This window comes from Streptomyces sp. HSG2, assembly GCF_016598575.1.
Classification (GTDB): Bacteria; Actinomycetota; Actinomycetes; order Streptomycetales; family Streptomycetaceae; genus Streptomyces.
Window position 1 is genome coordinate 1,808,813 of record NZ_CP066801.1, and the last position, 25,501, is coordinate 1,834,313.

Sequence of the window (25,501 nt, forward strand, 5' to 3'; positions counted from 1 at the left end):
AACTACGCGCCGGGGGGCCGAGGCTCGCCATGGAAGGGGAATTCGCCCGCACAATGTCGACAAGTCCCCGGAACGGCCGTCGACGGCGACCGGCGGGAAGGGGGCGAAGCGGTGGCCGAGCGAGGCGGGACCGGCGAGTCAGCCGAGCCCGGCGCCACCGGCACCGGGGTCCGTCCCGCCCAGGTCACCGACCCAGTCGGCGATACCTCCGACCCAGTCGCCGAGCATGTCCCAGTAGCCCTTGCCGACGCCGATCCACCCCTGGAGGGGGCTCAGCTCCCAGATCAGCCATCCGGCCACGACCAGGACGACCAATGTCACCAGGCACCCTTTCAGGCAGCCCAGGCCGGGGATCCGGAACCCGCGGCCGCGTGGACGCGGCTCTCGCGGTTCGCGGACCGCGCGCCGGGGCTCGGGTGCGGGCGGGGGGGCCAGGCGTCGCGGCGGCGGCTCGGCGCGGCGCCTCGGGGCCTGCGGTCGCGGCTCGGGCCGGACCTGGGGCTGGGGCTGGGGCGCGGCGTACGGCTGCGGCCGGCCCTCCGGCCCGTAGCCGTAGCCGCGCGGGGGTCGGGGCGGGCCGGCGTCGCCGGGCGGCGGCCCCTGGGGCCGGGTCACCTGACGCTGAGGGCGACGACGCAAGGGGTCCTGGGCCGGGTCCAGGTACTGGACCTGCGTCTGTTCGTTGCGGTCGCGGGCGGCGCGCAGCTGGTTCTGCCACGGATGCGGGTCGTCGGCGCCCTCACCGGGCGGCACGGGCGAGGGGGCGGGACCGGGCGGGCCCGGAGGCATCGGCGGCACCGGAGGCATGACCGTCGTCGGGTCGGTGGCGCCCGCCGGACCGCCGGTGTGCGGCAGCACACTGGTCGCGGCGGCGGCGTCGTGGGAGCCCGCGCCGCGCGGCAGGACCTGCGTGGCGTCGGCGGCGCCCGGCGCTTCCGGCACCGGCGCGGGGGCCGGGTCGGGCACGAGCAGCGACCCCACCCGCTCCGCCGCGCCGATCCGCGCGGCGTCGGCGTGCACGCCGACGCCCTCGGCGACGACGCGCAACCCCCGGGCGAGGTTCTCTGCACCGGGCCGCTCGCCGGGGTTCTTGCGCAGGCACCGCTCCACGACGGTCCACAGCGGGTCCGGGAGCCCGGGGGGACGAGACGGCTCGGCGCTGAGGTGCTGGTGCAGCATTTCGAGGGCCGTGGCGCCGGAGAACGGCGGCCGGCCGGTGAGCAGTTCATAGAGGAGGACACCGGCCCCGTAGACGTCCACGGCGGAGGTCTGGGGTCGGCCCTCGGCGGACTCCGGCGCCACGTAGGCGGGCGTGCCGACGAACTCGTGGGTACGCGTGAGACCGGGCGAGTCGGCCAGCCGGGCGATGCCGAAGTCGGTGAGCATCGGGTACATCCGGCCGTCGTCCTGGCGGAGCAGGACGTTGGCCGGCTTGAGGTCGCGGTGGACCACGCCGTCGGCGTGGCTGGCGGCCAGCGCGTCGGCGATCTGCGCGGTCAGCAGCGCCGCCGCGACCGGGGTGAAGGGACCGTTCTCGCGGAGGTGACGGTGCAGGTCCGGGCCGTCGACCAGGTCCATGACCAGGGCCAGCACGTCCCCCTCGACGACGAGGTCGCGCACTCGGACGATGTTGGGATGGGTCAGGCGGAGCAACACGGACCGCTCGCGCAGGAAGCGCATCACGATGTCCGGGTCGCCGGCGAGTTCCTCCTTGAGGACCTTGATCGCCACCGTCTCGCCGGGCTGTCCGGGCACGGCCGCCTCGGCGCCCGCCGTCTCTCGCTGACGGGCTCGCCAGACGGTGCCCGTGGCGCCGCGTCCGATCGGCTGTTCCAGGAGGTACTTGCTGCCTACCGGCCGCACGTCATGCGCTCCCTGTCGGTTGGTGGGCTGCTTGTCCGGGTCGACTCCGGTCGCCATGGGCGTTTCGGCCCCACTGTAATGCCGAGGCGCGCGCCGTCCGTCCCTCTCCGAGGACCCGGCGTCGGGCCGCGCGGAGGCACGGCCCCGCACGGCCCCTCGCGGACGGCGAGACGAGGGGCCGGACTGTCGGGGCGAAGACGCGCGAGACGGTCGCTTGGTTGCCGAACACCGACGTGACGGATCTCAACCGTCTCCCGAACGATCACGGAGCCGGGGCCCGTCAGGCGATTTTCCGGGCAGAGGCGACCAATCAAGATCATTCGATGGCGGTCCGGCGACGCGTCGTCGGTGACAGGTGGGAGGATGCCCGGGGTACTGGCGGCATGGTCGTGTGGCGGTGAGGACAGCAGTGCAGATCCGGTTGACGATCGTGGACGCGCCGCCCCCGCCCGGCACGTCGGCTCCGGAGCGCACGACCCGACGCGACGTGTCGGTCACCGCCCCGGCGGGTACGCCCCTGGCCGCGGTGGCCTCGGCCTTGGCCCCGGGCGGCGCCGAGGCGTCCGGCGGTCTCGCGTTCCACGCCGGCGCCCACCGTCTGGACGCCGAACGCTGCGCCCTCGGCGAGCCGCCGCTGATCGACGGCGCCGTGCTGACCCTGGGCGCGCCCGGCGATCCGGAGCCCGGTGTCGAGGCCGCGGACGCCCCCACCCGGCTCCACGTCGTCGGCGGCCCGGACGCGGGTGGCGTCCACCTTCTGCACGGCGGGCGCGTCCGGGTGGGCCGTTCCGCCGAGGCCGACATCGCGCTCGACGACCCGGACGTGTCCCGGTTCCACTGCGCGGTGACCCTCGCCTCCGACGGCCGGGTCTCCGTCGCGGACCTCGGGTCGACCAACGGCACCACCCTGGACGGCTCCCCGGTGGGCACCCGGCCGGTGCGATTCCCGTGGGGGTCCCTGCTGCGGGTCGGCGAGTCGACGCTCCGGGTCGCGCCGGGCGGCGTGGGCGAGCGGATACCCACGGAACCGGACGGGCAGGGCCGGGTACGGCTGCTGCGTCGCACCGACGGTCCGGAGACCGGGGGCGACACCGGCGGCGCGCGCCGGGCGGGCGGCGGCGAGGCGGCGGCGGACGGGCCGCCCGACGCCGCCACCCGCCCCACCGCCCCGACGGCGCACGCACTCGGCACGGTGTCGCGGACCGGTTCGGGCAGCGACGGGCGGGCGGAGGGCGGACGGCCCCGAGGACGGGACGAACCCGCGCCCGCCGGCCCCTCGACGGGCGCGGCCGAACCCCGGGACGGACGCCGGCGAGGAGGGTTCACCGCCTGGGCGCGCCGACTGGCCGGCGGGCGCGGCGAGCCATCGGCGCCCCCGTCCGCGTCGGTGCCTCCCGAGGGGCGGGCGTCCGGCCGAGTCGGCGTCCGCGCGCGCCCGGACACCTGGCCGGACCCGGCCGCCCTGCTGCTGACCGCGCTCGGTCCTGGGCCGCGGCTCTGGGAGCGCGACCCGGCGCATCCGCAGGCCCTGACCGTCCGCGTGGGCACCGCCGACCGGGTGACGTCAGGGGGCGATGCGACACGGCCCGGCGTTCCGGTGACCGCCGGGCTGCGCGAGGCCGGGGCCCTCGGACTCGCCGGGCCCCGCCCCCGGCTCGCCGGGCTGGCGCGGGCGGTGCTCGCCCAGCTCGCCGCGGCGCACCCGCCCGACACCATGGAGATCGTGCTGGTCGCCGCCGACGGCACCCGACCGACGTCCCCCCGTGTCGCGGAGTGGTCGTGGCTGGGCTGGCTTCCCCACGCTCGCCCCGCTCGCGGCCAGGACTGCCGGTTATTGCTGGCGTTCGACACCGATCAGGCCGCGGCGCGGGTCGGGGAACTGCTGCGCCGGCTGGACGACCGCGCCTCGCCCCCGCAGGGGCCCGGGGCCCCGTGCGAAGCTCCGGGCGCGTGCACCGTGCTCGTCGTCGACGGAGATCCCGGGGAGGCGGCTCTGCGGGACGCGGTCGCGCGGTTGGCCGCCGAGGGACCCGGGGCGGGAATCCACGTCGTCTGTCTCGTGGAGGTCGCACCGGCCTCCGCGTCCTCGGGCGTGGCGCAGACGTACGAGGCGGCCCGCGCCGCGTCCCCGGCGTTCGCGGAGTGCGGGACGGTGGCCCTGCTCAGCGGCGAGGTGGCCACCTCGGTGCGGTTGCTGCGCGTCGAGGCCGCCGGCCCGGTCCTCCCCGGCACGCTCGGCACCGCCGACGCGGTGTCCGTGCCGTGGGCCGAGCGGTTCGCCCGGGCGCTGGCGCCGCTCCGGCCGGACCCGGCGGGCGACGGGCGGGGCGGGCCCTCCGCGACACCACTGCCCAGGACGGCGCGGCTGCTGGACGAGTTGGGCCTGGCCAGGGCCACTCCGGCGGCGTTGAGGGCGCGCTGGGCGCAAGCGGCCGACGACCCCGGCGCGCTCGGTGGCCGCGCACGCGCCGTGCTGGGTGCCGGGCCCCGGGGCCCGGTGGCGGTCGACCTGGCCGCCGACGGCCCGCACCTGCTGGTCGAGGGGCCCCGGGGCAGCGGCCGGACCGAACTGCTGCGCGCGCTGGTCGCCTCGCTGGCTTCCGCGGAGCGCCCCGACCGCCTGGCCGTGGTGCTGGTCGACGGACGGGGCGGCGTCGGCTCCGCCGTCCCTCCCGGCGACGGCCTGGGCGTCTGCACGGACGTCCCCCACGTCGTGACCCACCTCGTGGCCGACGACCCGGTGCGGATGCGGGAGTTCGCCCAAGCCCTCGGCGAGGAACTGCGGCGGCGCGCCGAGGCGTTCGGCGACCTCGACTTCGTCGGATGGCACACCGCGCGGGCCTCGCGGGCCGGCGAGGGGGCCGTGCGCGACCTCGGCGCCGAGCGGACTCCCCCGGCCGGGACGCGCGAGAGCCCGGGGACGGGCACTCTCGCGTCCCGGGACTCCGACCGCGTCCCCGCCCCGCCTCGCGTCCCCGGGTTCTCCGGACCCGTGGACGGCTTGGCACTCCGCTCCCCCGCGGACGCGCGGCCCGTCGGTGTCGGGTCCCCCGGTCTCGGGGCCCACGCCGAGGCCGTCCCCGAGGACCGGCCGGAGGTCCGACGCCCGTCGGACGCCGGCGCCCCTCCCGCGCCGCGCCTGGTGGTGGTCGTCGACGACCTGGACGCCGTCGTGGCCCCGCCGCTCGGCGCGCCCGGAAGACCCGCGGCGGGCTCGGTGGCCCGGGTTCTGGAGGCGGTGTCGCGCGAGGGTGAACGCCTCGGTGTCCACCTGGTCGTGGCGACCGCGCCCGACGGGCCGGGCTCCGCGAGCGAGCCCGCGCGGGCGGCGACCCTCCGGGTCGTCCTGCGGACGCCGGAGTCGCGCCCTGAGGAACCGGCGCCCGGGCGAGGGTGGTCGATCGGCGCCGGGGGCGGTGAGGGCGCCACGCCTTTCCAGGCGGGCCGGATCACGGGCCGTATCCCGCGGACGGCGACGGCGCGTCCCACCGTCGTTCCCCTGGACTGGCGGCGCGTGGGCGATCCGCCGACCGGGCGGCCGGTCCGGGAGCTGGGCAACGGCCCCACCGATCTGGCGCTGCTGGCCAGCGCGTTGCAGCGAGCGGCCCGCGAGGTCGTGTCGAGACCGCCGACTTCGACCGGATGACCCCGGCCGCCTCCACGACGGCTCTCGCTCCTTCGTCCCACCGGGCCGGGGCCGCCGACGGCACGCGGCGGCGTCACCGCCGCCCGCCGCTCCCGTTCCCCCGAACGCCTCGTACTCCGTAACCACGTCACTCCGTCGGCCGTTGCCGGGCCGAACGCCCGCGCGGGCGGGACGACGACAAGACGACGGAAAGAGGAGAATGCCCCACTTCAGTGTCATCGTTCCCTCGCACGGGGTCGCCGGCCGCCTGTCCGAGGCGTTGGACTCGGCCCTGACCCAGTCATTCGCCGATCTCGAACTCGTCCCGGTGTGCGACGCGCCCGACTGCGCGGCGGCCCCCGTGATCGCGGCGCACGCGGAACGGGACGCCCGGGTGGTGGCGGGCGTGCACTCGCCCGCGTCGGCCGGTCTCGCCGGCGCGCGCGACGCCGGACTACGGGTCGCGAGAGGCACGTACCTCCTGTTCCTGGACGGCGACGACCTCCTCCTGCCGGGCGCGCTGGCGGCACTCGACACCAGGGCGCGGTCGACCGGCCCGGTGGACGTGCTGTACTTCGGCCACGAGCGGGAGCCCTGGTGGACCGGAGAACCCACCCGCCCCGCCGGTCCGGTGCTCGCCGGAGCCCCGAGCGGGGCGTTCGCCCCGGAGCGCGCCCCCCGGTTCACCGGGGTGTCCCTCCCGGCCTGGAGCGCCGCCTATCGCCGGGCCTTCCTGGTCGAGACGGGGTCGCACTTCCCCGACGGGCACTTCACCGACGTCGGGTTCGGCGCGCGGGTAGCGGCGCTCGCCGGCCGGATGGCGGTGCTCGACGACGTGGTGGTGCGCCACCGGGTCCGGCGCCGCGGCGGCCGGCCGGCGCTGTCCGGGGTCGAGCCCGCCGCGTTGCTGGGCCGCGTCGAGGAGGTGCTCCGCGATCCGGTCACGGCGCGGTTGTCCGGGCCCCGCCGCACCGCGCTCTTCGAGCAGTTGTTCACTCTGGTCCTCAAGACGGCGGTACGGGCCCATCGGATGCCGGCGGGAGACCGCCGCGGATTCCTCCGCGAGGCGGGCGCCCTGTATCGCGGGCACCGACCGGAGGGGTACCGACCCCCGGGCGGCGCGCTCGGTGCGCGCTTCCGTCTGCTGGCGACGGGATCGTACGCGGCCTTCCGCACAGCACGAGCCGCGAACCGGGCGCTGGCCCGGGCGGTTCGGGTACTGGCGCGGGCCAGGGCGCTCCGCTCGCGATTGCGGTACCGGTGGCTGCTGCGCCGTCCACTCGACCCCCACCTGGCCGTGTACTGCGCGTACTGGGGACGCGGCTACACCTGCAATCCCGCGGCCGTCCACGCCAAGGCCCGGGAACTGGCGCCGCACATCCGGGGGGTGTTCCTGGTCGAGGAGGGGCAGGCGCACACCGTCCCGGAGGGCGTCGACCACGCGATCATCGGCGGCGAACGGTACTGGGCGGTGCTGGCCCGGGCGAAGTTCCTGGTGAACAACGCCAACTTCGCCGAGGGTGTGGTCAAGCGACCGGGCAGCGTGCACCTGCAGACCCAGCACGGCACCCCCCTCAAGACCATGGGTGTCGACCAGTCGACGTATCCGGTGGTGGCGGCGGCAACCGGCAGTTTCACGCGGCTGCTGGGCCGGGTGGACCGCTGGGACTACAACCTGTCCTCCAACCCGCACTCCACCCGGGTCTGGGAGCGCGCCTTCCCGGGCTCCTACGAGACCCTGGAGTACGGCTATCCCCGCAACGACGTCTACTTCGCGGCGACCGCCGACGACGTGGTGCGGGCCCGGCGGGAGTTGGGCGTGCCGGACGGCGCCCTGGCCGTCCTCTACGCGCCGACCCACCGCGACCACCGGGCCGGCTTCGACACGGGCGGGCTCGACCTGGAGGCGTTCGCCGCCTCGGCGGGAGAGGACGTGGTGGTCCTGCTGCGCGCCCACTACTTCCACGACCGGGGCGGCGGCCGAGGCGGCGGACGTGTCGTGGACGTCACCGGGGTCCGCTCGGCGGAGCAGGTGTGCCTGGCCGCCGACGCCCTGGTCACCGACTATTCGTCGATCATGTTCGACTACGCCAACCTGGACCGTCCGATCGTGGTGTTCGCCGACGACTGGGAGGTCTACCGGGAGACCCGAGGCGTGTACTTCGATCTGCCGGCATCGCCGCCGGGCCCGGTGGCGCGGACCCCCGGGGAGCTGACGCGGATCTTCGCGGACGGCTCCTGGGCGGGTCCGGAGTCGTCGGCCCTGCGGTCCGCGTTCCGTGAGCGCTTCTGCGTGTTCGACGACGGTCGGGCGGCCGAGCGGGTGGTGCGGGGGGTCTTCCTCGGCGAGCCCGCGGAGGCGCTCCCGCCCATCGTGCCGCTCGCCGAACGCGTCCCCGCCCCCGCCGCCTCTCCCGTGAGGAGTTGACCGGAGTGCCGCGCTTCAGCGTCATCGTCCCCTGTCACCGGGTGCAGGGGTTCCTCGCCGAGTGCCTGGACTCGGTTCTCGAGCAGTCGCACACGGACTTCGAGGTCGTCGCGGTCGACGACCGTTCGCCGGACGGCTGCGGCGAGATCCTGGGCGAGTACGCGGCCCGCGACGAACGGGTTCGGGTCGTGCGACTGCCGCAGAACGTCGGACTGGGCCGGGCACGGAACGCCGGCATGCCTCACGCCACGGGCGACTACCTGCTCTTCCTGGACGGCGACGACTCCCTCACGCCGGGGGCCCTGCGCGCGATCGCCGATCGACTCGACGAGGTCGGCGACCCCGACGTGCTCGTCTTCGACTACGCCCGCACCCACTGGTGGGGCGGCATGCGCCGTAACGTCCTGGCCCGGGTGCTCACGGAGGCCGGTCCCGGGACCTTCACGGCGGCCGACCGACCGGAGATCCTCGACCTGCTGATGGTGGTGTGGAACAAGGCCTACCGCCGGGATTTCGTGGAACGGGAGGGCTTCGCCTTCCCTCCCGGCTACTACGAGGACACGCCGTGGACCTTCCCGGTCCTGTTGACCGCCGAGACGATCGCCGCGCTGGACCGCGTCTGCCTCTACTACCGGCAGCGTCGTCGGGGCAACATCCTGTCCACCACCAGCCGCCGGCACTTCGACATCCACGACCAGTACGAACGGGTCCTCGCGTTCGTCGCCGACCGCCCGGAGCTGGCCGGATGGCTGCCCTTCCTGCACGGCAAGATGCGCGAGCACTGTCGGGACGTGCTGGCCAAACCCGACCGCCTGCCGCCCGGCGACAAGGCCGAGTTCTTCCGCCGCACCGCCCGGCTGGCGCGCGACCACCGGCCGGAGGGCGTCGAGGCACCGCGCCCGCGACTCACGGAGTCGAGCCACACCGCGTACCGGGTGGGGCACCAGGCCGGTCGGGCGAGGCGGGAGTTGGGGCGCCGGGCCCGCCGGGCGCGTCGCACGGCGGCCGACCGCTGGGGCGGGGCCGGCGCGGCGTTGCGGGCGAACCGCCCCCTGGATCCCGATCTGATCGTGTACTCGGCCTTCTCGCACCGGGGAATGCGGGGCGACCCGGCGGCGATCCACCACGCGGCCGGCCGGATCGCTCCTCGGCTGCGCGGGGTGTGGGTGGTGCGCGACGAGGCGACGGCGGCGCTCCTGCCGGCGGACACCGAGTACGTGGTGGCCGGCGGCGCGGCCCACCGCAAAGTGGTGGAACGGGCGACGTTCTTCGTCAACAACGTCAACTGGCCCGGCGCGCAGGTCAAGCGCCCCGGCAGCGTGCACATCCACACTCATCAGGGCACCCCGCTGAAGTACATGGGCGTCGACCTGCGGGACAGGCCCGGTGCCCGGTACGGCCTGGACGTGCCGGCCATGTTGCGGCGCGCCGACCGCTGGGACTTCAGCCTCGTCGCGAGCCGGTACGCGGAGCTGGTCTGGGAGCGGGCCTACCCCTGTCGTTTCGCCTCGGCACGCACCGGCAGCCCGCGCAACGACGCGCTGGTGGGGGCGGGACCGGACGCGGGGGCCGCCCTTCGGGCCCGGTACGGCATCCCGGACGGCCACACGGTGGTGCTGTACGCGCCGACCCGGCGTGACCACCGACGCTCGGGGCACGTGGACCGCTTCGACCCCGCCCGCCTGGCCGCGGACCTGGGCGAGGGCCACACCCTGGTCGTCCGGCTGCATCCCTCTCTGGCCTCGGGGCCGGTGCGCGGGCTGGGTCTGACGGAACTGGCCCGTCGGGGCGTGCTGGTCGATGCCACGGACGAGCCGCGCGTCGAGGAGGTGATGCTCGCCTCCGACGTGCTGATCACCGACTACTCGGCCCTGATGTTCGACTACGCCGTCCTGGACCGGCCGATCGTCGTGCACGCCGACGACTGGGACACGTACCGGGCGAGCCGGGGTGCCTACTTCGACGTCACCGCCGAGCCACCCGGCCGTGTGACCCGCTCGTACGGGGAGTTGATCCGGGTTCTCACCTCGGGCGGGTGGCGGGACGAGGAGGCGGCGACCCTCCGCGCGGCCTTCCGCGGTCGCTTCTGCGAGTTCGACGACGGTCACGCCGCCGAGCGGGTGGTGCGGACCCTCATCCTGGGAGAGGAGGCTCCGCCGCCCGCCCGGGTCCCGCGGGCGCGACCGGCGCCCGCCCTCGGTGGCATGCCGGCTCCCCCGTGAGGGGGCGGGGACGGCGGGCGGGGCCGCCCGGCCGGCGCCCCCGCGCGGCGGTCACTCGACGACGAGCTCGACCGGGATGTTGCCGCGGGTGGCGTTGGAGTACGGGCACACCTGGTGCGCCTGGTCCACGAGTTCGCGCCCCGTCGCCCGGTCCACCGCGGCGGGCAGCTCCACCCGGAGGGTGACGGCGAGAGCGAAACCCTCGCCTTCCTTGCCTATCCCGACCTCCGCGGTCACGGCGGCCTCGCTCACGTCGACCTTCGCCTGCTTGCCGACCAGGCCGAGCGCACTGGCGAAGCACGCGGCGTACCCGGCGGCGAAGAGCTGCTCGGGGTTGGTGCCCTGGCCGCCGCCGCCCATCTCCTTCGGAATGCCCAGAGACACGTCGAGCCGTCCGTCGGAGGAGACGGCGCGGCCCTCGCGTCCGTGGGTGGCGGTGGCGACGGCGGTGTAGAGCGCGTTCATGAGAGGGGCCCTCCCGGGGAAGATCGTGCCGCCACCGATGCCGGCGCGGCCTGACGACGATCATTAGAGCACACAATTAAGTTGTGCGCAATCAAATTGGCCGCGAGCAACGCGCGGGGCAACGACTACCCTGGGATCACCACCCGAAGGAGAACCCGATGACCACGGCCGCACCCGACCCGCTCCGTCTGGAGCGGCAGCTCTGCTTCTCCCTCGGCGCCGCCTCACGGGCCTTCGGCGGCCTGTACCGCGTCCTGCTGAAGGAACTCGGCCTCACCTACCCGCAGTACCTCGTGATGCTGGTCCTGTGGGAGCGGGGAGAGGTTCCCGTGAAGGAGCTGGGCGAGCGACTGCGCCTGGACTCGGGCACACTCTCCCCGCTGCTCAAGCGATTGGAGACGGCCGGGCTGGTACTCCGGGAGCGCAGCCCGAGCGACGAGAGGTCGGTGCGGGTGCGCGCCACGGAACGCGGCGAGGCGCTGCGGGCGCCGGCCCGCGAGGTTCCCCGCCGGATCGCCGCCGCGACCGGCTGCGACCCGGCGGAGATGGAAGACCTGCGAGACCGCCTCGACCGACTCACCGCCGCCCTGGACTCCGCGACGCTCACCGAACGCCGAAACGCCCACGCCCGGTAGACGCGACACCCGCCCGCGCCGGCCACCACCCGAACGCGGGTACCGGACCGCCCCTCCCGCGCCGCACCCGCCTACGATCCGGCGTGATGCGTCCCCCCGACCCCACCCATCGGGCAGCCGCCGCGAGCGCCCCGGTCGACGTCGTGGTCATCGGCCACCAGGACGCCGCGCACGTCACGGACGCGGTGCGCTCCGCCCTGGCCCAGGGACCGACCGTCGGACGGGTGGTCGCCGTCGACGACGGCTCCTCGGACGGCAGCCCGGAGTCGCTGGACCGGCTGGCCGCGCGCGAGCCCCGCCTGACCGTGCTCCGGCTGCCCACCAACAGCGGCGGCTGCGGCACCCCGCGCAACGCCGGGCTGGACCGGGTGACGGCGCCCTACGTGATGTTCCTCGACAGCGACGACGTGCTGCGCCCCGACGCCGCGCGCGTCCTGCTGGACGCCGCCACCGAGGGAGACGCCCAAGTGGCGGCCGGACTCTGTGTCCGCCGGGAGCTGCCGAGCGGACGGGAGGTGCCGTGGCAACCGGAGCTGTACACGGCTCGCACGGTGATCGCCCACCCGTCCCACCGACCCCGGCTCGTCCACGACACGGTGTGCGTCAACAAGCTGTACCGGACGGACTTCCTGCGTGCGCACGGCATCCGCTTCCCCGACGGCCCGTTCCGCTACGAGGACATCGTCTTCACCGCCCGGGTGCTGGCCGCCGGACCGCGCCTGGCCCTGGTGCCGGACCCCGTCTACGTGTGGCACGTGCGCCGCTCCGCGAAACGGCTGTCCATCTCCCTGGACCGAGCGACGACGGACAACTGGACCTCACGCACCCACGCGTGCCGAACAGCCCACCGCGTCCTCCGCGACGCCGGACGAACGGAGCTGGCCCGAGCCGCCCGCGCCAAGTTCCTCGACCACGAACTGCGCATGTACGTCCGGGAGCCCGCCCTCCGGGAGACGGACCGACTGCGCGCCTGGTGGGACCAGACCCGGGCCTTTCTCGCCGAGTACGAGGCCGCCGACTGGGACCGCTCGCCGGGCACCCCCGGGGGACTGATCGCCCGGGTCCTCCTGGCCTCGCCCGAGCCGCGCGACCTTCCCCGGCTCCGCGCCCTGGCGGCGCGACCCGCCAGACTGCTCCCGCCCTACGCCCGCGCCCCGGACGGCACCCCGGTGTGGTCGCGGGAGCTGCCCCTGGTCACCCTGGAGGGGCTGCTGACACGGCCGGTCTGCGCCCTCCCCCTGACCGTCGACGCCGAAGTGCGCCTGGGGCCGCGTTCCTCACGCCTGTCGCTCCGCCTGCACGACCTGTACGACCGCGTCGGCGCCGCCGCGCCGCGGGGGATCGAGATCGAATGGCGCTCCCGCGAAGACGGGCACCCGGTCGGCGCCGGCGCGACGCCCCTGTCTCCCCAGGCCGACGGAACCGTCTGGACCGGAGCGACGGACCTGGACCTGGCGCCGTTGGCGACGCGCGGGACCGGCACCTGGGACCTGCGCCTGCGGGTCCTGTTCCGACACGGGGCGAGCCGAGAGGTCCTGGCGCACGCCCGAGAGACACACCGGACCCCTCGGCGACGCGCCCTGCCCGACGCCCGGCACGGCGTACTGCTGGTCCAGGCCTACGCCACGCACTCCGGAGCCCTGGCCCTGCGGCTGGCACCGGGACCCCGGGGGGTCGCCGCCGCGGCGCGCCGCCGCCTGCTCCGGTTCGCCGGTCGGTGACGGCACCGCCGGTGGGCCGGCACCCCGCGCCGAGGCTCCGCGTCCCCCGTGAGGCGCAGTCAGAGTCTCCGCCGCCCTCCGGCCGGTGCCACGATGGCCGCACGGCACCCCGTCCGCGTCCGCGCCCCGGCGACGAGGCAGAGGAGTCCACCGCGATGTCCGACACCGCCGCCGGCGACCGCCCGGCGCCCGCGCTCACCGTCGTCGTCCACGGCCCCGACGCGCGAGGGCACCTCGCCGGGCTCCTCGACTCCCTGACCCCCCGGCCGTCGCCCGACGTCGAGGTGGTCGTCGCCGCGGTCGGCGCGTGGGCCCGGGAGACCGTCGAGCCGTACGCCGCCGACGTGACCCCGGTCCTCCTCCCCGAAGGCACCGGCGACGCGGCGGCCCGCGCGGCGGGGGCGGCCCGCGCGGCCGGCCGCTGGTTGCACTTCGTCCGGGCCCGCGACGGGCTGCCCTCGGGCGCCCCCCGACTCCTCGCCGAGCACGCCGCCTCGCTGCCCGAAGCGGTGGACGCACTGCTCTTCGACCACGTGCGCAGCACCTGGCGGACGTCGGCGACGCCCTCCCCGGACGGCGGCCCGCTCACCGCCGCCGGCGGCGCGGCGGGCGTGACGCTCGACGAGGCGCCACGGCTGCTGCGCGTGACCCCGCTGCTCGGAAACCGCCTCCTGCGGACCTCCCTGTGGCGCGCCCGGGAACCACTCCTGAACAGCGACGACGAAGCCCTCGCGGCCTACACGGCGCTGCTGCTGGCCGACCGGGTCGCCTGGACGTCCCTGCGCGGCTACGAGGACCGAAGGCCGCGCCCCGCCGAGTTGCCGTCGCCTTCGCGCGAGGAGTACCTCGGCCGCGTCGACCGCTACGAACGCCTGCTGGAGACGGGCCGGGGTCGCCCGTCCGTCACGGCCGTCCTCTACGACCTCATGGTCCACGACCTGCTGCGCACCTTCGTACGGTCCGGGATGCCCGATCCTGTCGCCCGGGAGTTCTTCCGGCGGGCGTCGGCCGCCGCGGTACGCCACCGCCCCGCCGGGACGCCCCGTCCGGCCGGACCGGAGGGACTGCGCAGGGCGCTGCTGGAGAGCGGCTCGTACACCGGGTATCGCGCGACGCGGGCCGCCAACCGCGCCCGCCGAACGGTGCGCGGAGCCCTGCGATCCGGTCGCCGGCGCCTCGGGTCACGTCTCGACGAGGTGGCCTACCGCCGGTCCCTCGCGGGCCCGGTCGACCGAGAGCTCGCGGTGTTCTCCGCCTACTGGGACCGGGGGGTGGCCTGCAACCCCGCCGCCGTGGCCGCCAAGCTCGGGGAACTGGCCCCGCGTGTCCACCCCGTGTGGGTGGTCTCCGCCGCCAACGCCGCACTGCTGCCCCCCGGCACCGACCACGTCGTCCCCGGCACCCGCCGCTACTGGGAGACGCTCGGGCGGGCCGGGTTCCTGGTCAACAACGTCAACTTCCCGAACGCCGTGGTCAAGCGTCCGGACGCGATCCACCTCCAGACCCACCACGGGACCCCGCTCAAGCGGATGGGGCTGGACCAGATGCCCTACCCAGCCGCCGCCAGGGGCACCGACTTCGCCGCCCTCCTGGACCGCGTCGACCGGTGGGACTTCAGCGTCTCGGCCAACAGCCACTCCACCCGCGCCTGGCGAGGCGCCTATCCCTCCCGCTGGGTCTCCCTCGACCACGGATACCCCCGCAACGACGTGTACTACACGGCCGGCGCCGCCGAGGTGCGGGCCGCGCGGGAGCGCCTCGGGATCGCGCCGGGACACCGGGCCGTCCTGTACGCGCCGACGCACCGGGACTACGAGGCCGGCTGGACGCCCCGCCTGGACCTGGCCGAACTGTCCCGACGCCTCGGCGAGGACACGGTCCTGCTCGTCCGAGGCCACTACTTCCACGAGTCCGCCTCCCCCGTGCCCGCCGAGGCGCGCCGCTCGGGACGGATCGTGGACGTCTCGCCCTACGAGCCGGTCGAGGAGCTGTGCCTCGCGGCGGACGTGCTGGTAACGGACTACTCGTCGATCATGTTCGACTACGCCAACCTCGACCGCCCCATCGTCGTCCACGCCGACGACTGGGAGATCTACCGCCTCACCCGGGGCGTCTACTTCGACCTGCCGGCCGGCCCGCCGGGCCCCGTGTCCCGCACCCAGGAGGAGCTGACGGCGATCCTGACCACCGACGCGTGGCGCGACGAAGGGTCGACCACCGCGCGCGCGTCCTTCCGGCGACGCTTTTGCGAGTACGACGACGGGCGCGCCGCCGAACGCGTCGTCCGTCGCGTCTTCCTCGGCCAGGACGCGGAGGACCTGCCCCCCGTGCTGCCGCCCGAGGAGCGCTCTCCGGCTCCCACCCCCGAGGAGGCGACCCGATGAGCCCCCGTCGCGCGCCCGACGTCACCGTCACCGTCATCACGCACAACGACGCCGCCCGCCTGCCTCGCGCGGTGGCGTCCGTCCGCCGCCAGACGCACCCCGCCGTCGAGATCGTCGTCAGCGACGACCACTCGACCGACGACACCCCGGCGGTCGCCCGGCGCCTGGCCGCCGAGGACCCCCGGATCGTCTACCTCCGGCTCCCCGAGAACAGCGGCGGGTGCGGCGCGCCGCGCAACCGCGCCCTGGAGATCGCCACCGCCCCCTACCTGGTCTTCCTCGACAGCGACGACGAACTGCCCGCCCGTGCGGTGGAGTCGCTGCTCGCGGCGCACCGGGAGCGGGACCTCGACTTCGCGATGGGGGCCGTGGAACGAATCCGCACCGACAACGGCAGGCGCTCGGTGTGGATGCCCCACCTCGTCTCCGAGCGGAGGTGCCTGGACGGGATCCAGGCGGACCCTCGGATGTTCTTCGAACACCTGGCCACCGGCAAGATGTACGCACGCTCCTTCCTCGACCGGCACGGACTGCGCTTCCCCGAGGACATCCACTACGAGGACCAACTGTTCTCGGCTCAGGCGTACTGCCTGGCCAAGCGGTTCGCCGTCGTCCCGGAGCCCGTCTACCGCTGGTACGTCACCCCGTACGCGTCCGCCGGCGACGCCTCCATCTCCAACCAGCGCCACCGCCTGGACAACGTCCGCGACCGGGTCCACGTCCAGCGGCTCGTCGACGCCTTCCTGACCGACGGGGGGTTCGAGGCGCTCCGGGAGGACAAGGACTTCAAGTTCCTCAAGCACGACTTCCGGATGTACGCCGGGGACCTGCCCTATCGGGACGACGATTGGCTGGCGTCCTTCGCCGATCTGGTCGCCCCGTACCTCGACACGCTCGCGCCGGGCGCCTTCGCACGGCTGCCCCGGGACGAACGGGTCGTGGTGCAACTGGTGCGAGACAAGCGCCTGTCCGACGCCCGGACCGCCGCCCGGGGCCTGGGCCACGCGGTCGCCCCCCGGCAGGTGACCCGCGACCCACACGACGGCCGGACCTACTGGGGCGACCGCGTCCCCGCAACCGACCACGGTCGACGGGAGTTGGACCTCACCGACCTGGAGTGGGGCACCCGGCCCTTCCATTCGGCCGGTCTGCGTCACGAGATCACCGGGATCGACCCCGCCGAGGGCGCCTCCGTGGAATTGTCCGTCCGCAGCCACGACCCGGCGTCGCGCCTGCCCGTGGGCCCCGTGCGAGCGGCCCTGGTCATCACCCCCGGGCGGCGGCGCACGACGGTCCCCTTCCGGCTCGCGCCGGTCCGGCCGGGCGTGTTCGAGGGCCGGGTGCGCCTGGACCTGTCCGCCGTCCGGGTGCCGCCGCACGGCTTCGACGGGGTACGCCACCCCGTTGTGAGGATCCGGCACGAGGGCCGCCGCCACACGGGGCCGCTTCTGGCCCCCGTGACGTTCCCGGCGCTCGCCGCGCGGATCGGCTACCGCCGCGGGTTCGCGCCGCACCACGTGGTGGTGGAGCCGGAGGGACACGGTCCGGGTCGGCTCCAGGTGCGCTGGCGGCCCGTCGGGCTGTCGGCGCGGGTGCTGCGACCAGCGGCTCGACGTCTGGACCGCCCGTGGACGCGCCGCGTCCGGCGTCTCGTGGCGAGCGCGCTCAGGTGACGGGGAGGACCCGGTAGAGCACTTCTCCGCCGGGTCCCCGGGCGATCTCGCTCAGCCCCTCGCTCCGCCGGTCGCCGGGCGCGTGGTCGACCACCCAGCGCACGCCCCAGGCGCGCAGCAGCGACCGGCGGGCCTCCGGGGACGTCCCCTCGGCGAAGTACCGACGTACCGCCTCGCGTCGGGCCTCCTCGTCCGGGAGGAAGAAGTCCGGGTATCCGGGCGCCACGGTGTACCCGCCGTAGGCCGGGATCCGACGGGACGGCATGGGGTCACGGGCCATGACGACGTCGCCGTAGCGGACCCACGGGGTGATCCAGTGGTAGCCCGACCAGGGCTCCCGGTGGCGTGCGGCGACGGCCTCGGGCAGGGACCGCCGGTCCACCACGTACCCCAGGGTGCCGGACTGCGCCCACGCGCCGAGCGCGAGCGCCCCGGCGAGCACCGTCGCCCAGGCGATCCGCGCCGCGTGGCGCGTCGCGCCGCCCACCTCCCACGCCACGGCGAGCTGTGCCGGGATCACCGCGGCGGGCATCGCCCGTCCCCAGGACCAGTGGCCGCTCAGCGCGCCGGCCGCGACCATCGCCACCCCCGCCGTGAAGAACAGCGCGAGCGGGTCCCGTCGGTCGCGGCGCAGGCGGGCGGCCAACGCCGCCACGCCGACCAGCACGAGCCAGTACCGAGCGGGCAGCTCCCGATAGAGCGGCCGGTGCACCTCCTCCAGCCCCTGCCCGACGGCCGACAGGGCGAAGAAGTCGTAGTAGGGCCAGCTCCACAGCGTCAGGAGGCCGGCCGCGACACCGAGCGCGAGGAGGGCGAGCCGCCTGCGCAGCGCGCCCCGGGCGGGGGAGGCGAGCAGCGTGGCCAGGGCGCCCAGGGTCGCCACCACCCCGGAGAACTGGTGACACAGCAGGATCACCGCCCACAGGACGCCGATCCCCGCCCAGGTCGACGCGGAGGGCCGGCCGTCGGCGCGGAGCACCCGGGTCAGCCATGCCCAGAGGTGGAAGGCGAGCCCGAGGGCGAGGACGCTCGGGTAGGACACCGTCAGCGCGAGGGAGTTCAGACCGAGGAAGCCGCTCCATGCGAAGGGTGCGGTGCCCCACAGGAGGAGCAGGCACAGCAGCGCGGTGGCGGGCGCCGCGCCTCGCGCCCCGAGCGCCCTGGTGTACGCCCACACGCCGGTGGCCAGCAGCGCGAGCGCGATCAGCGCGCCCATGCGCAGGACGACGAAGACCGAGGGGTCCCCGAGGCGCGCCGCGACGCCGAGGAGGACCGTCCACGGCGAGTAGTACGGGCTCGGGGTGTCCGCGTCGACCAAGGGGTTGCCGGGGTCGGTGAGGCTGTGGCGGAGGCGTTCCACCACGGCGGCGTGCAGCCCCAGGTCGCCCGCCCAGGGCAGTCGGGCGACGACGGCCGTCAGGAGCAGCAGGACGAGGGAGGCGGCGGCCCAGGGGGCCGCCGCCGCGGGCGACGGCGTCCGACGGCGCGAGACGACCGCACCCCTCGGCACCCCGGTACGACCCACCACGCGCCCACCCTAGAGGGATCTTCCCGGCACAACGGGGAGAAGCGGACGGGGCGCGCGGCGCGGCGCCCCGGTCGTCGCACGACCGGGGCGCCGGGGTGGGTCACACCCTCGTGAAACGTTCCGGCGTCACACGCGCGTGCGCAGCAGGGTGCGCATCGTCCGCATGGCCACGGAGAGGTTGGCGAGGTCGAACGCCTCTGAACCCTGGATCTCCTCCAGCGTGTTGCGGGCCCGACCCAGGATGGCGGCGTTGTTCTGCTCCCAGACCTTGTAGCGCTGCTCCGGCGTCGCCGCCCCGTCGCCCGCCGACAGGACGTCCGCGGTGAGCGCCGCGTGCGCGGCGTACAGGTCCTCCCGGATGGCCGCGCGGGCCATGGACTGCCAGCGGTCGGTGCGGGGGAGCGCTCCGATCCGGTCCATCAGACGGCTGATGGTCAGCCGGTGCCCGAGGTCGTAGTAGACGTCGGCGACGGCCAACGGCTCGTGCCCGGTCCGGTCGGCCACGGTGACGATGTCCAGCGTCGGGAAAGCGGCGGAGAACCCGGCGACGCGCGTGGCGAGTTCCTCGGTCACCCCGACCGACGACAGTTCGTCGAAGGTCCGCTGGTACCACTCGGCGTCCGCGCCCCGCAGCAGCGTCGGCAGCTGCGCCCAGACCTGCTCGACGCGCTCGGAGAAGAAGGCCACGGTCTCGGCCAGCTCCAGCGGCTGGGGCCGGTTGTTGAGCAGCCAACGGGTGCCGCGCTCGACGAGTCGGCGGGAGTGCAGCCGGATCCTGGTCTGGACGGCGGCGTCGACCCGGTTGTCGAGACCCTCCACGGCGTCCCACACGGGGGCGGAGCGGAAGATGGCGCGGGCCGCCGTCTGCGCCCGGACGATCTCCTCCAGGGAGGCGCCGGTCTCCTCGCGCATCCGGTGCAGGTAGGTGGTGCCGCCGGTGTTGACGGTGTCGTTGACCAGCACCGTGGTGGTGATCTCCCGGCGCAGCGGATGCGACTCGATCCGGTCGAGGAACAGCTCGCGCAGCGCGCTCGGGAAGTAGGCGTGCAGCAGGCTCTTGAGGTAGGGGTCGTCGGGCAGCGAGGTGTGCAGCAGTTCCTCGGCGACCGTGATCTTCGTGTAGGCCAGCAGGACCGCCGTCTCCGGTCCGGTCAGGCCGTGTCCGGCGGTGAGTCGCTCGCGGATCTGCCGGTCGGTGGGCAGGAACTCCAGCGCCCGGTCCAGGTGACCCTCGCGCACCAGGTGCCGCAGGAAGCGTTGCTGTGCGGGGAGCATGTCCTGGGACTGCGCCAACGCGTTGGCGATGGCGGTGTTCTGCGCGTAGTTGTTGCGCAGGACGAGCTTGCCCACCTCCTCGGTCATCTCGGCGAGCAGCCGGTTGCGCTGCTTCACCGTCATGTCTCCGTCGTTGAGCAGTCCGTTGAGGAGGATCTTGATGTTCACCTCGTGGTCGGAGGTGTCCACGCCGGCGCTGTTGTCGATGGCGTCGGTGTTCACCCTGCCGCCGTGGTGGGCGAACTCGATCCGGCCGAGCTGGGTCAGTCCGAGGTTGCCCCCCTCGCCGACGACCTTGGTCCGCAGCTCCGCGCCGTCGACCCGGATGGCGTCGTTGGCCTTGTCGCCGACCTCGGCGTCGGACTCTCCGGAGGCCTTCACGTAGGTGCCGATGCCGCCGTTCCACAGCAGGTCCACCGGCGCCTTGAGGATGGCCCGCATGAGGTCCGCGGGGGTCATCTTGGCGATCTTCTGCCCGATGCCGAGCGCCTCGCGGACGTGCGCGTTGACGGGGATGGCCTTGGCCGAGCGGGGGAACACCCCGCCGCCCGCCGAGAGCAGACCGGTGTCGTAGTCCGCCCACGAGGAGCGGGGCAGCTCGAACAGACGGCGGCGCTCGGCGTAGGACACGGCCGCGTCGGGGTGCGGGTCAAGGAAGATGTGGCGGTGGTCGAAGGCCGCGACCAGCCGGATGTGCTCGCTGAGCAGCATGCCGTTGCCGAAGACATCGCCGGACATGTCGCCCACGCCGACTACGGTGAACTCCTCGCTCTGGGTGTCCGTGCCCAGCTCGCGGAAGTGGCGCTTGACGGACTCCCAGGCACCTCGCGCGGTGATGCCCATGCCCTTGTGGTCGTACCCGGCCGAGCCGCCGGAGGCGAAGGCGTCACCGAGCCAGAAGTCGTAGCTGCGGGCCACCTCGTTGGCGATGTCGGAGAAGGTCGCGGTGCCCTTGTCCGCGGCGACGACCAGGTAGGTGTCGTCCTCGTCGTGCCGCACGACGTCCGCGGGCGGTACCACCTCTCCCGCCACCAGGTTGTCGGTGATGTCCAGCAGCGCCGAGATGAACGTCCGGTAGCTCGCGACGCCCTCGGCCATCCAGGCGTCCCGGTCGACGCTCGGGTCGGGCAGTTGTTTGGCCACGAATCCGCCCTTGGCGCCGACCGGCACGATGACGGTGTTCTTCACCATCTGCGCCTTGACCAGGCCGAGGATCTCGGTCCGGAAGTCCTCCCGGCGATCGGACCAGCGCAGACCGCCGCGCGCCACCTTGCCGAACCGCAGGTGCACGCCCTCCACGCGCGGGGAGTACACCCAGATCTCGAAGGCGGGACGGGGTGCCGGCAGGTCCGGGATGGCCTGCGGGTCGAACTTCATGGAGACGTACGCGTGCGGCCCGCCGGTCGGCGCCTCCTGGAAGAAGTTGGTCCGCAGCGTCGCCTTGATCACCGTGAGGAAGGACCGCAGGATTCGGTCCTCGTCCAGGGAGGCGACCTGGTCCAGCGCCGCGTCGACCTCCTCCAGGAGGGCGTCGACGATCTCGCGCCCGGCGCTCTGCCGGTCCGGCGACATCCGCGCCTCGAACAGGGAGACGAGCAGCCGTGTGGTGTGGACGTTGGTGCGGAGGGTGGCCTCCATGTAGTCCTGGCTGAAGGTGGAGCCGGCCTGCCGCAGGTACTTCGCGTACGCCCGCAACACCATGGCCTGCCGCCAGGTGAGCCCGGCGCTCAGCACCAGGGAGTTGAAGCCGTCGTTCTCCGCGCGTCCGGTCCAGGCGGCGGCGAAGGCTTCCTGGAAGCGCTCGCGGGCGTCGTCCCCGAAGCGGTCGCCGTCCGTGGCCGACGCGGGCAGACGCAGACCGAAGTCGTAGATCCACGCCGTGGTGTGGTCGGCGCACCTCAGCTCGTAGGGACGTTCGTCGGTGACCTCCACGCCGAGCCGGCTGAGCACCGGCAGCACGGCGGACAGGGAGACGGAGCCACCCGCGTGGTAGATCTTGAAACGCCGCTCCTCGGGGGCCGCGCCCACCGGCTCGTAGAGGCTCACCTCGAAGGTTCGTTCGGGGTCGAGCCGCTCCAGATGGGCCAGGTCGGCGACGGCCGAACGGGGGCCGTGGTCGGCCTTGTAGCCCTCGGGGAAGGCCCCGCCGTAGCGGCGCAGCAGCTCCGCGGCGCGTTCCTCGCCGACCTCGGCGTGGAGCGCCTCCGCGAACCCGTCCGACCAGGAGCGGGCGGCTTCCGCCAGCCGGGACTCCAGACGCTCGCGGTCGACGTCGGAGAGGTGCGGGAGTTCGGTGCCCGTGGGGACACGGACCACGAAGTGCAGCCGGGACAGGATCGACTCGGTGTTCCAGGCGGTGAAGTCGACGCTGGTGCCGCCCAGCTCCTCCTTGAGGATGTCGACGATCCGCAGCCGCACGCCGGTGGTGTAGCGGTCGCGGGGGAGGTACACCAGCGCCGAGTAGTAGCGTCCGTACTCGTCCTGGCGGAGGTACAGCCGCAGCCGGCGGCGCTCCTGGAGGTAGAGCACCGAGGTGGCGATCGCCCCCAGCTCGCCCACCGGCGTCTGGAACAGCTCGTCGCGCGGGTAGGTCTCCAGGATCTGCAGCAGGTCCCGGCCGTCGTGGCTGTTGGGCGAGAAGCCGGCGCGGTGCAGCACCTCGGCGACCTTGCGCCGGATGACCGGGACCCGGCGGACGGACTCGGTGTACGCGGCCGAGGAGAACAGGCCCAGGAAGCGCCGCTCGCCGACGACCTCGCCGGCGGCGTCGAACTTCTTGACCCCGATGTAGTCCAGGTAGGAAGGGCGGTGCACGGTCGCCCGGCTGTTGGCCTTGGTCAGGACCAGCAGCCGGTGTTCGCGCGCCTTGGCGCGGGCGTCGGCCGGCAGCCTCTCGAAGGACGGGCTGACCGGATGACTGTCCTCTCCCGCGTGCTGCGGGTCGGCCCGCAGGATCCCGAGCCCGGTGCCGGCGACCGGGGCGAGGGAGTCGTCGCCGCGCAGCTGGTACTCGCGGTAGCCGAGGAAGGTGAAGTGGTCGTCGGCGAGCCAGCGCAGCAGCTCCCGTGCCTCCGCCACCTCCTGGGCGTTCAGGTCCTCGGGCGCGGGCTCGTCGGGCAGGGACTCGCCCAGCCTGACGGCTGCGTCGCGCATCTTGCCCCAGTCCTCGACGGCCTCGCGGACGTCGGAGAGCACGCGCAGCAGGTCTGCGGTGATCTGCTTCAGGTCGCCCCGGTCGGTCTCCCGGTCGATCTCCACATGGATCCAGGACTCCACGTGCGCGTCGTGCGGGAGGCGTTCGGTGGAGGACGTCGGCAGCACCTCGATGAGCTTGCCCGCGACGTCGCGGCGCACCACGTACTGCGGGTGGATCACGACGTGGATGCCGCGGCCCTGCCGGGTCAGCTCGTTGGTGACCGAGTCGACCAGGAAGGGCATGTCGTCGGTGGCCACCTCCACCACCGTGTGACTGCACGTCCAACCGTTCTCCTCGACGGTCGGGGTGTGCACCCGGACCCTCGCCGTGCCCTGAGGACGGCTCTCCGCCAGCCGGTAGTGCGAGACCGCCGCCCCGAAGACGTCCACCGGATCACGTCCGGTCAGGTCCTCGGCCGCGGTGTGACGGTAGTAGCGCCGGAGGAACGCGAGGACGGACGCGTGGTCCGGGGTGTCCGGAGCGCCGCCGCCCGCCGTCCCGATCGCGAGGTGTCCCCCGACCGGTCCGTCCTCGGCCACCCGGGCGGCTCGTTCGAGCAGCTCGGCCTTTGCTTCGTCCAGCTTGGTCTGCATTGTCCTCTGGCTCCTGTCGCGCGCCGTTGCGTGACGTTAGAAGGAAGTACGGTTCCTGCTCGCCGGCACGGCGCCCATCCAGACGCGGGGTGTCCGGTCTGCTCCGACGCTATGCCGCGAGGCGGGAAAAGCGGGGGTATATGAGCCAGATTTGAGGCTCTCCGAGGGTGCGAGGCGACTCTCGTCACCCGAAGGGCGACCGGTCTCCCGGGAGACCCCGCGGCACCTGCCCGCCCGCCCGGACCAGCGACCGCCGCCCGGCCTCGGAGACCCTCCGAGCACACCGGGCGCGAGACGAGGGCTTCGACGCCCCCGCGACCTATCGCGCTGATCACGCCACCAGGCTATCGCTCACCACGCGGACCCCGTCAGGGTGCGCATGTGTACAAGTACCGGGCCTGAAGTTGGACGTTCCATACAGGAGCGAGTACCCGACGAGGGTCGGGTGACCCACGAGGCGCGCGACCACCGGCCAGCGGGGGCGAAGGACGACTCAGGCCGCCGACCTCTCCGCCTCCTCGACCGCTTCCGCGAGGGTGTCCACCACCGGCGCACCCGTCGCCTCCAGGCTCTTCCTGCTGTGCGACCCGCCGGTGTAGAGCACCGCCCGCGCGCCCACACGGCGGGCGGCCAGCGCGTCGTCCGCCGCGTCCCCGATCACCACCGTGCGCGCGGGCTCCACCCCGGAAAGCGCGGCGAGGTGCCGGACCATGTGCTCGGCCTTGCTGCCGCCCGACGGGCCGGTACGCCCCTCGACGCGCGTGAAGTGCGTGTCGATGCCGAAACCCCGGACGAGGGGAACCAGGTCGGTGTGGCCGTACATGCTGAGCAGGGACTGGCTGTGCCCGGCCGACCGCCACTCGGCGAGCAGCTCGGAGGCCCCCTCGGTGAGCGAGCACCGCGCCCGGTGCTCGGTGTAGTACCGGTGGAAGGTCCGGTCCATCACCTCCCACTCGGCGTCCGACGGCAGCCGCCCCAGCAGCCGCTCGTAGAACCTCGGCACCGGGACCCGGTAGAGCGATCGATACCGCTCCAGCGTGATCGGGGCCAGGCCCAGCTCGGCGAAGGCGGCGTTGGTCGCGCCGACGACGGCCTCGTTGTCGTGGAACAACGTGCCGTTCCAGTCCCAGACGATGTGGGCCTCTGTCCGCTTCCGCATGACCACAAAATACTCCGGTCGCCCCACCTCGGGGGGGGCGCTCAGCCTCTGGTCCCCACCAGGTCGGGGATCTCCTGGGTGGCGTACCAGAGCAGCTCGCGGTCGTCGGCGGCGGCCACCGGGCGGGCCTCGGCGTCGGCGTCGTCGGCCGCCCGGAGCGCCTCGACGGCGCCGGTCACGACGGGCTCGGCGTCGTCCGCGTCGACGTGCACCGAGGCCGCCCAGCTCAGGGGGACGTCCACGGCGATCCGCACGTCGGCGGGCCCGACCGGGTCCGCCGACGTGCGCACCGCCCGGTCGGGCACGTCCAGCGCCACGACCACCCGACGGCGGGGCGCGGCCGGGTCCTCGGCCAGAAGGCGCAGCGACTCCCGCGCCGCCCTGCCGAGCGCCGCGTACTCCAGCTCCTCGACGTCGTCCGACCCGCACCAGGCGCGCAACGCGGGGGTGACGGCGTGGGCGCGCAGGGGCGCGGCCCCCAGCTCTCCCGTCCCGGAGGCGGCGGCGAGGCCGGGGAGGGTCAGGGGAAGGTAGACACGCATGCGGGTCGCTTTCGTGCTCGGGCGGGGACCCGGCCAGGATACGCGGGGCCCACCGGCGGCTGCCCCCTTTCGGGTTCCCCCCGACGACGCGGTGCCCGTCCACACGTGTCCCGTGGTTCACCCGGTCGACCCGAGCGCCGGGGCGCTCGACGGCCCCCGCGACCACCCGCAGGGGTGAAGCCCGTCGCCGTC

13 protein-coding genes are annotated in these 25,501 nt (G+C 74.4%); 7 read left to right on the forward strand and 6 right to left on the reverse strand.

Annotated features, from left to right (window positions below):
• Window positions 1-138: 138 nt before the first annotated feature.
• On the reverse strand, window positions 139-1,863 hold the full coding sequence (locus JEK78_RS07415; RefSeq protein WP_200264034.1) for a serine/threonine-protein kinase: 1,725 nt from the start codon (window positions 1,861-1,863) through the stop codon (window positions 139-141).
• 409 nt (window positions 1,864-2,272) lie between these two features.
• Here JEK78_RS07415 and JEK78_RS07420 point away from each other — a divergent pair, with 409 nt between their 5' ends.
• The 3 genes from JEK78_RS07420 (at window position 2,273) to JEK78_RS07430 (ending at window position 10,138) form a co-directional block, all read left to right on the forward strand.
• The gene (locus JEK78_RS07420; protein ID WP_200264035.1) at window positions 2,273-5,509 is read left to right on the forward strand and encodes an FHA domain-containing protein; all 3,237 of its coding nucleotides are present in this window, start codon (window positions 2,273-2,275) and stop codon (window positions 5,507-5,509) included.
• Between the two features lie 199 nt (window positions 5,510-5,708).
• Complete coding sequence (locus JEK78_RS07425) at window positions 5,709-7,916, forward strand: CDP-glycerol glycerophosphotransferase family protein (RefSeq protein WP_200263311.1); 2,208 nt, start codon at window positions 5,709-5,711, stop codon at window positions 7,914-7,916.
• Window positions 7,917-7,921: 5 nt separating this feature from the next.
• Window positions 7,922-10,138, forward strand: a complete 2,217-nt coding sequence (locus JEK78_RS07430; protein WP_200263312.1) for a bifunctional glycosyltransferase family 2 protein/CDP-glycerol:glycerophosphate glycerophosphotransferase — start codon at window positions 7,922-7,924, stop codon at window positions 10,136-10,138.
• Between the two features lie 51 nt (window positions 10,139-10,189).
• Here JEK78_RS07430 and JEK78_RS07435 read toward each other — a convergent pair whose 3' ends face one another.
• On the reverse strand, window positions 10,190-10,603 hold the full coding sequence (locus tag JEK78_RS07435; protein ID WP_200263313.1) for an organic hydroperoxide resistance protein: 414 nt from the start codon (window positions 10,601-10,603) through the stop codon (window positions 10,190-10,192).
• A gap of 158 nt (window positions 10,604-10,761) precedes the next feature.
• On the opposite strand from JEK78_RS07435, the gene JEK78_RS07440 reads away from it, so the two are divergent.
• The 4 genes from JEK78_RS07440 (at window position 10,762) to JEK78_RS07455 (ending at window position 17,016) form a co-directional block, all read left to right on the forward strand.
• Entirely contained in the window at window positions 10,762-11,238 is a 477-nt protein-coding gene (locus tag JEK78_RS07440; protein ID WP_200263314.1) for a MarR family transcriptional regulator, read from the forward strand.
• A gap of 86 nt (window positions 11,239-11,324) precedes the next feature.
• Window positions 11,325-12,959 (forward strand): glycosyltransferase family 2 protein, encoded by a 1,635-nt coding sequence (locus JEK78_RS07445; RefSeq protein WP_200263315.1) that lies wholly within the window; start codon window positions 11,325-11,327, stop codon window positions 12,957-12,959.
• 155 nt (window positions 12,960-13,114) lie between these two features.
• On the forward strand, window positions 13,115-15,343 hold the full coding sequence (locus JEK78_RS07450; RefSeq protein WP_200263316.1) for a CDP-glycerol glycerophosphotransferase family protein: 2,229 nt from the start codon (window positions 13,115-13,117) through the stop codon (window positions 15,341-15,343).
• Entirely contained in the window at window positions 15,340-17,016 is a 1,677-nt protein-coding gene (locus JEK78_RS07455) for a glycosyltransferase family 2 protein (protein ID WP_200263317.1), read from the forward strand. Before JEK78_RS07450 ends, JEK78_RS07455 begins: the two co-directional genes overlap by 4 nt.
• On the opposite strand, the gene JEK78_RS07460 is transcribed toward JEK78_RS07455, so the two are convergent.
• The 4 genes from JEK78_RS07460 to JEK78_RS07475 all read right to left on the reverse strand — a co-directional run bounded on the left by JEK78_RS07460 (window position 17,009) and on the right by JEK78_RS07475 (window position 25,309).
• Entirely contained in the window at window positions 17,009-18,445 is a 1,437-nt protein-coding gene (locus JEK78_RS07460) for a hypothetical protein (RefSeq protein ID WP_200264036.1), read from the reverse strand. The two genes, JEK78_RS07455 and JEK78_RS07460, sit on opposite strands and share 8 nt — an antisense overlap.
• A 225-nt stretch (window positions 18,446-18,670) precedes the next feature.
• Complete coding sequence (locus tag JEK78_RS07465; protein ID WP_200263318.1) at window positions 18,671-23,608, reverse strand: NAD-glutamate dehydrogenase; 4,938 nt, start codon at window positions 23,606-23,608, stop codon at window positions 18,671-18,673.
• A 493-nt stretch (window positions 23,609-24,101) separates the two neighbouring features.
• Window positions 24,102-24,767, reverse strand: coding sequence for an HAD family hydrolase (locus tag JEK78_RS07470; RefSeq protein ID WP_200263319.1), 666 nt, complete (start codon window positions 24,765-24,767; stop codon window positions 24,102-24,104).
• A gap of 41 nt (window positions 24,768-24,808) precedes the next feature.
• On the reverse strand, window positions 24,809-25,309 hold the full coding sequence (locus JEK78_RS07475) for a hypothetical protein (protein WP_200263320.1): 501 nt from the start codon (window positions 25,307-25,309) through the stop codon (window positions 24,809-24,811).
• Window positions 25,310-25,501 lie beyond the last annotated feature (192 nt).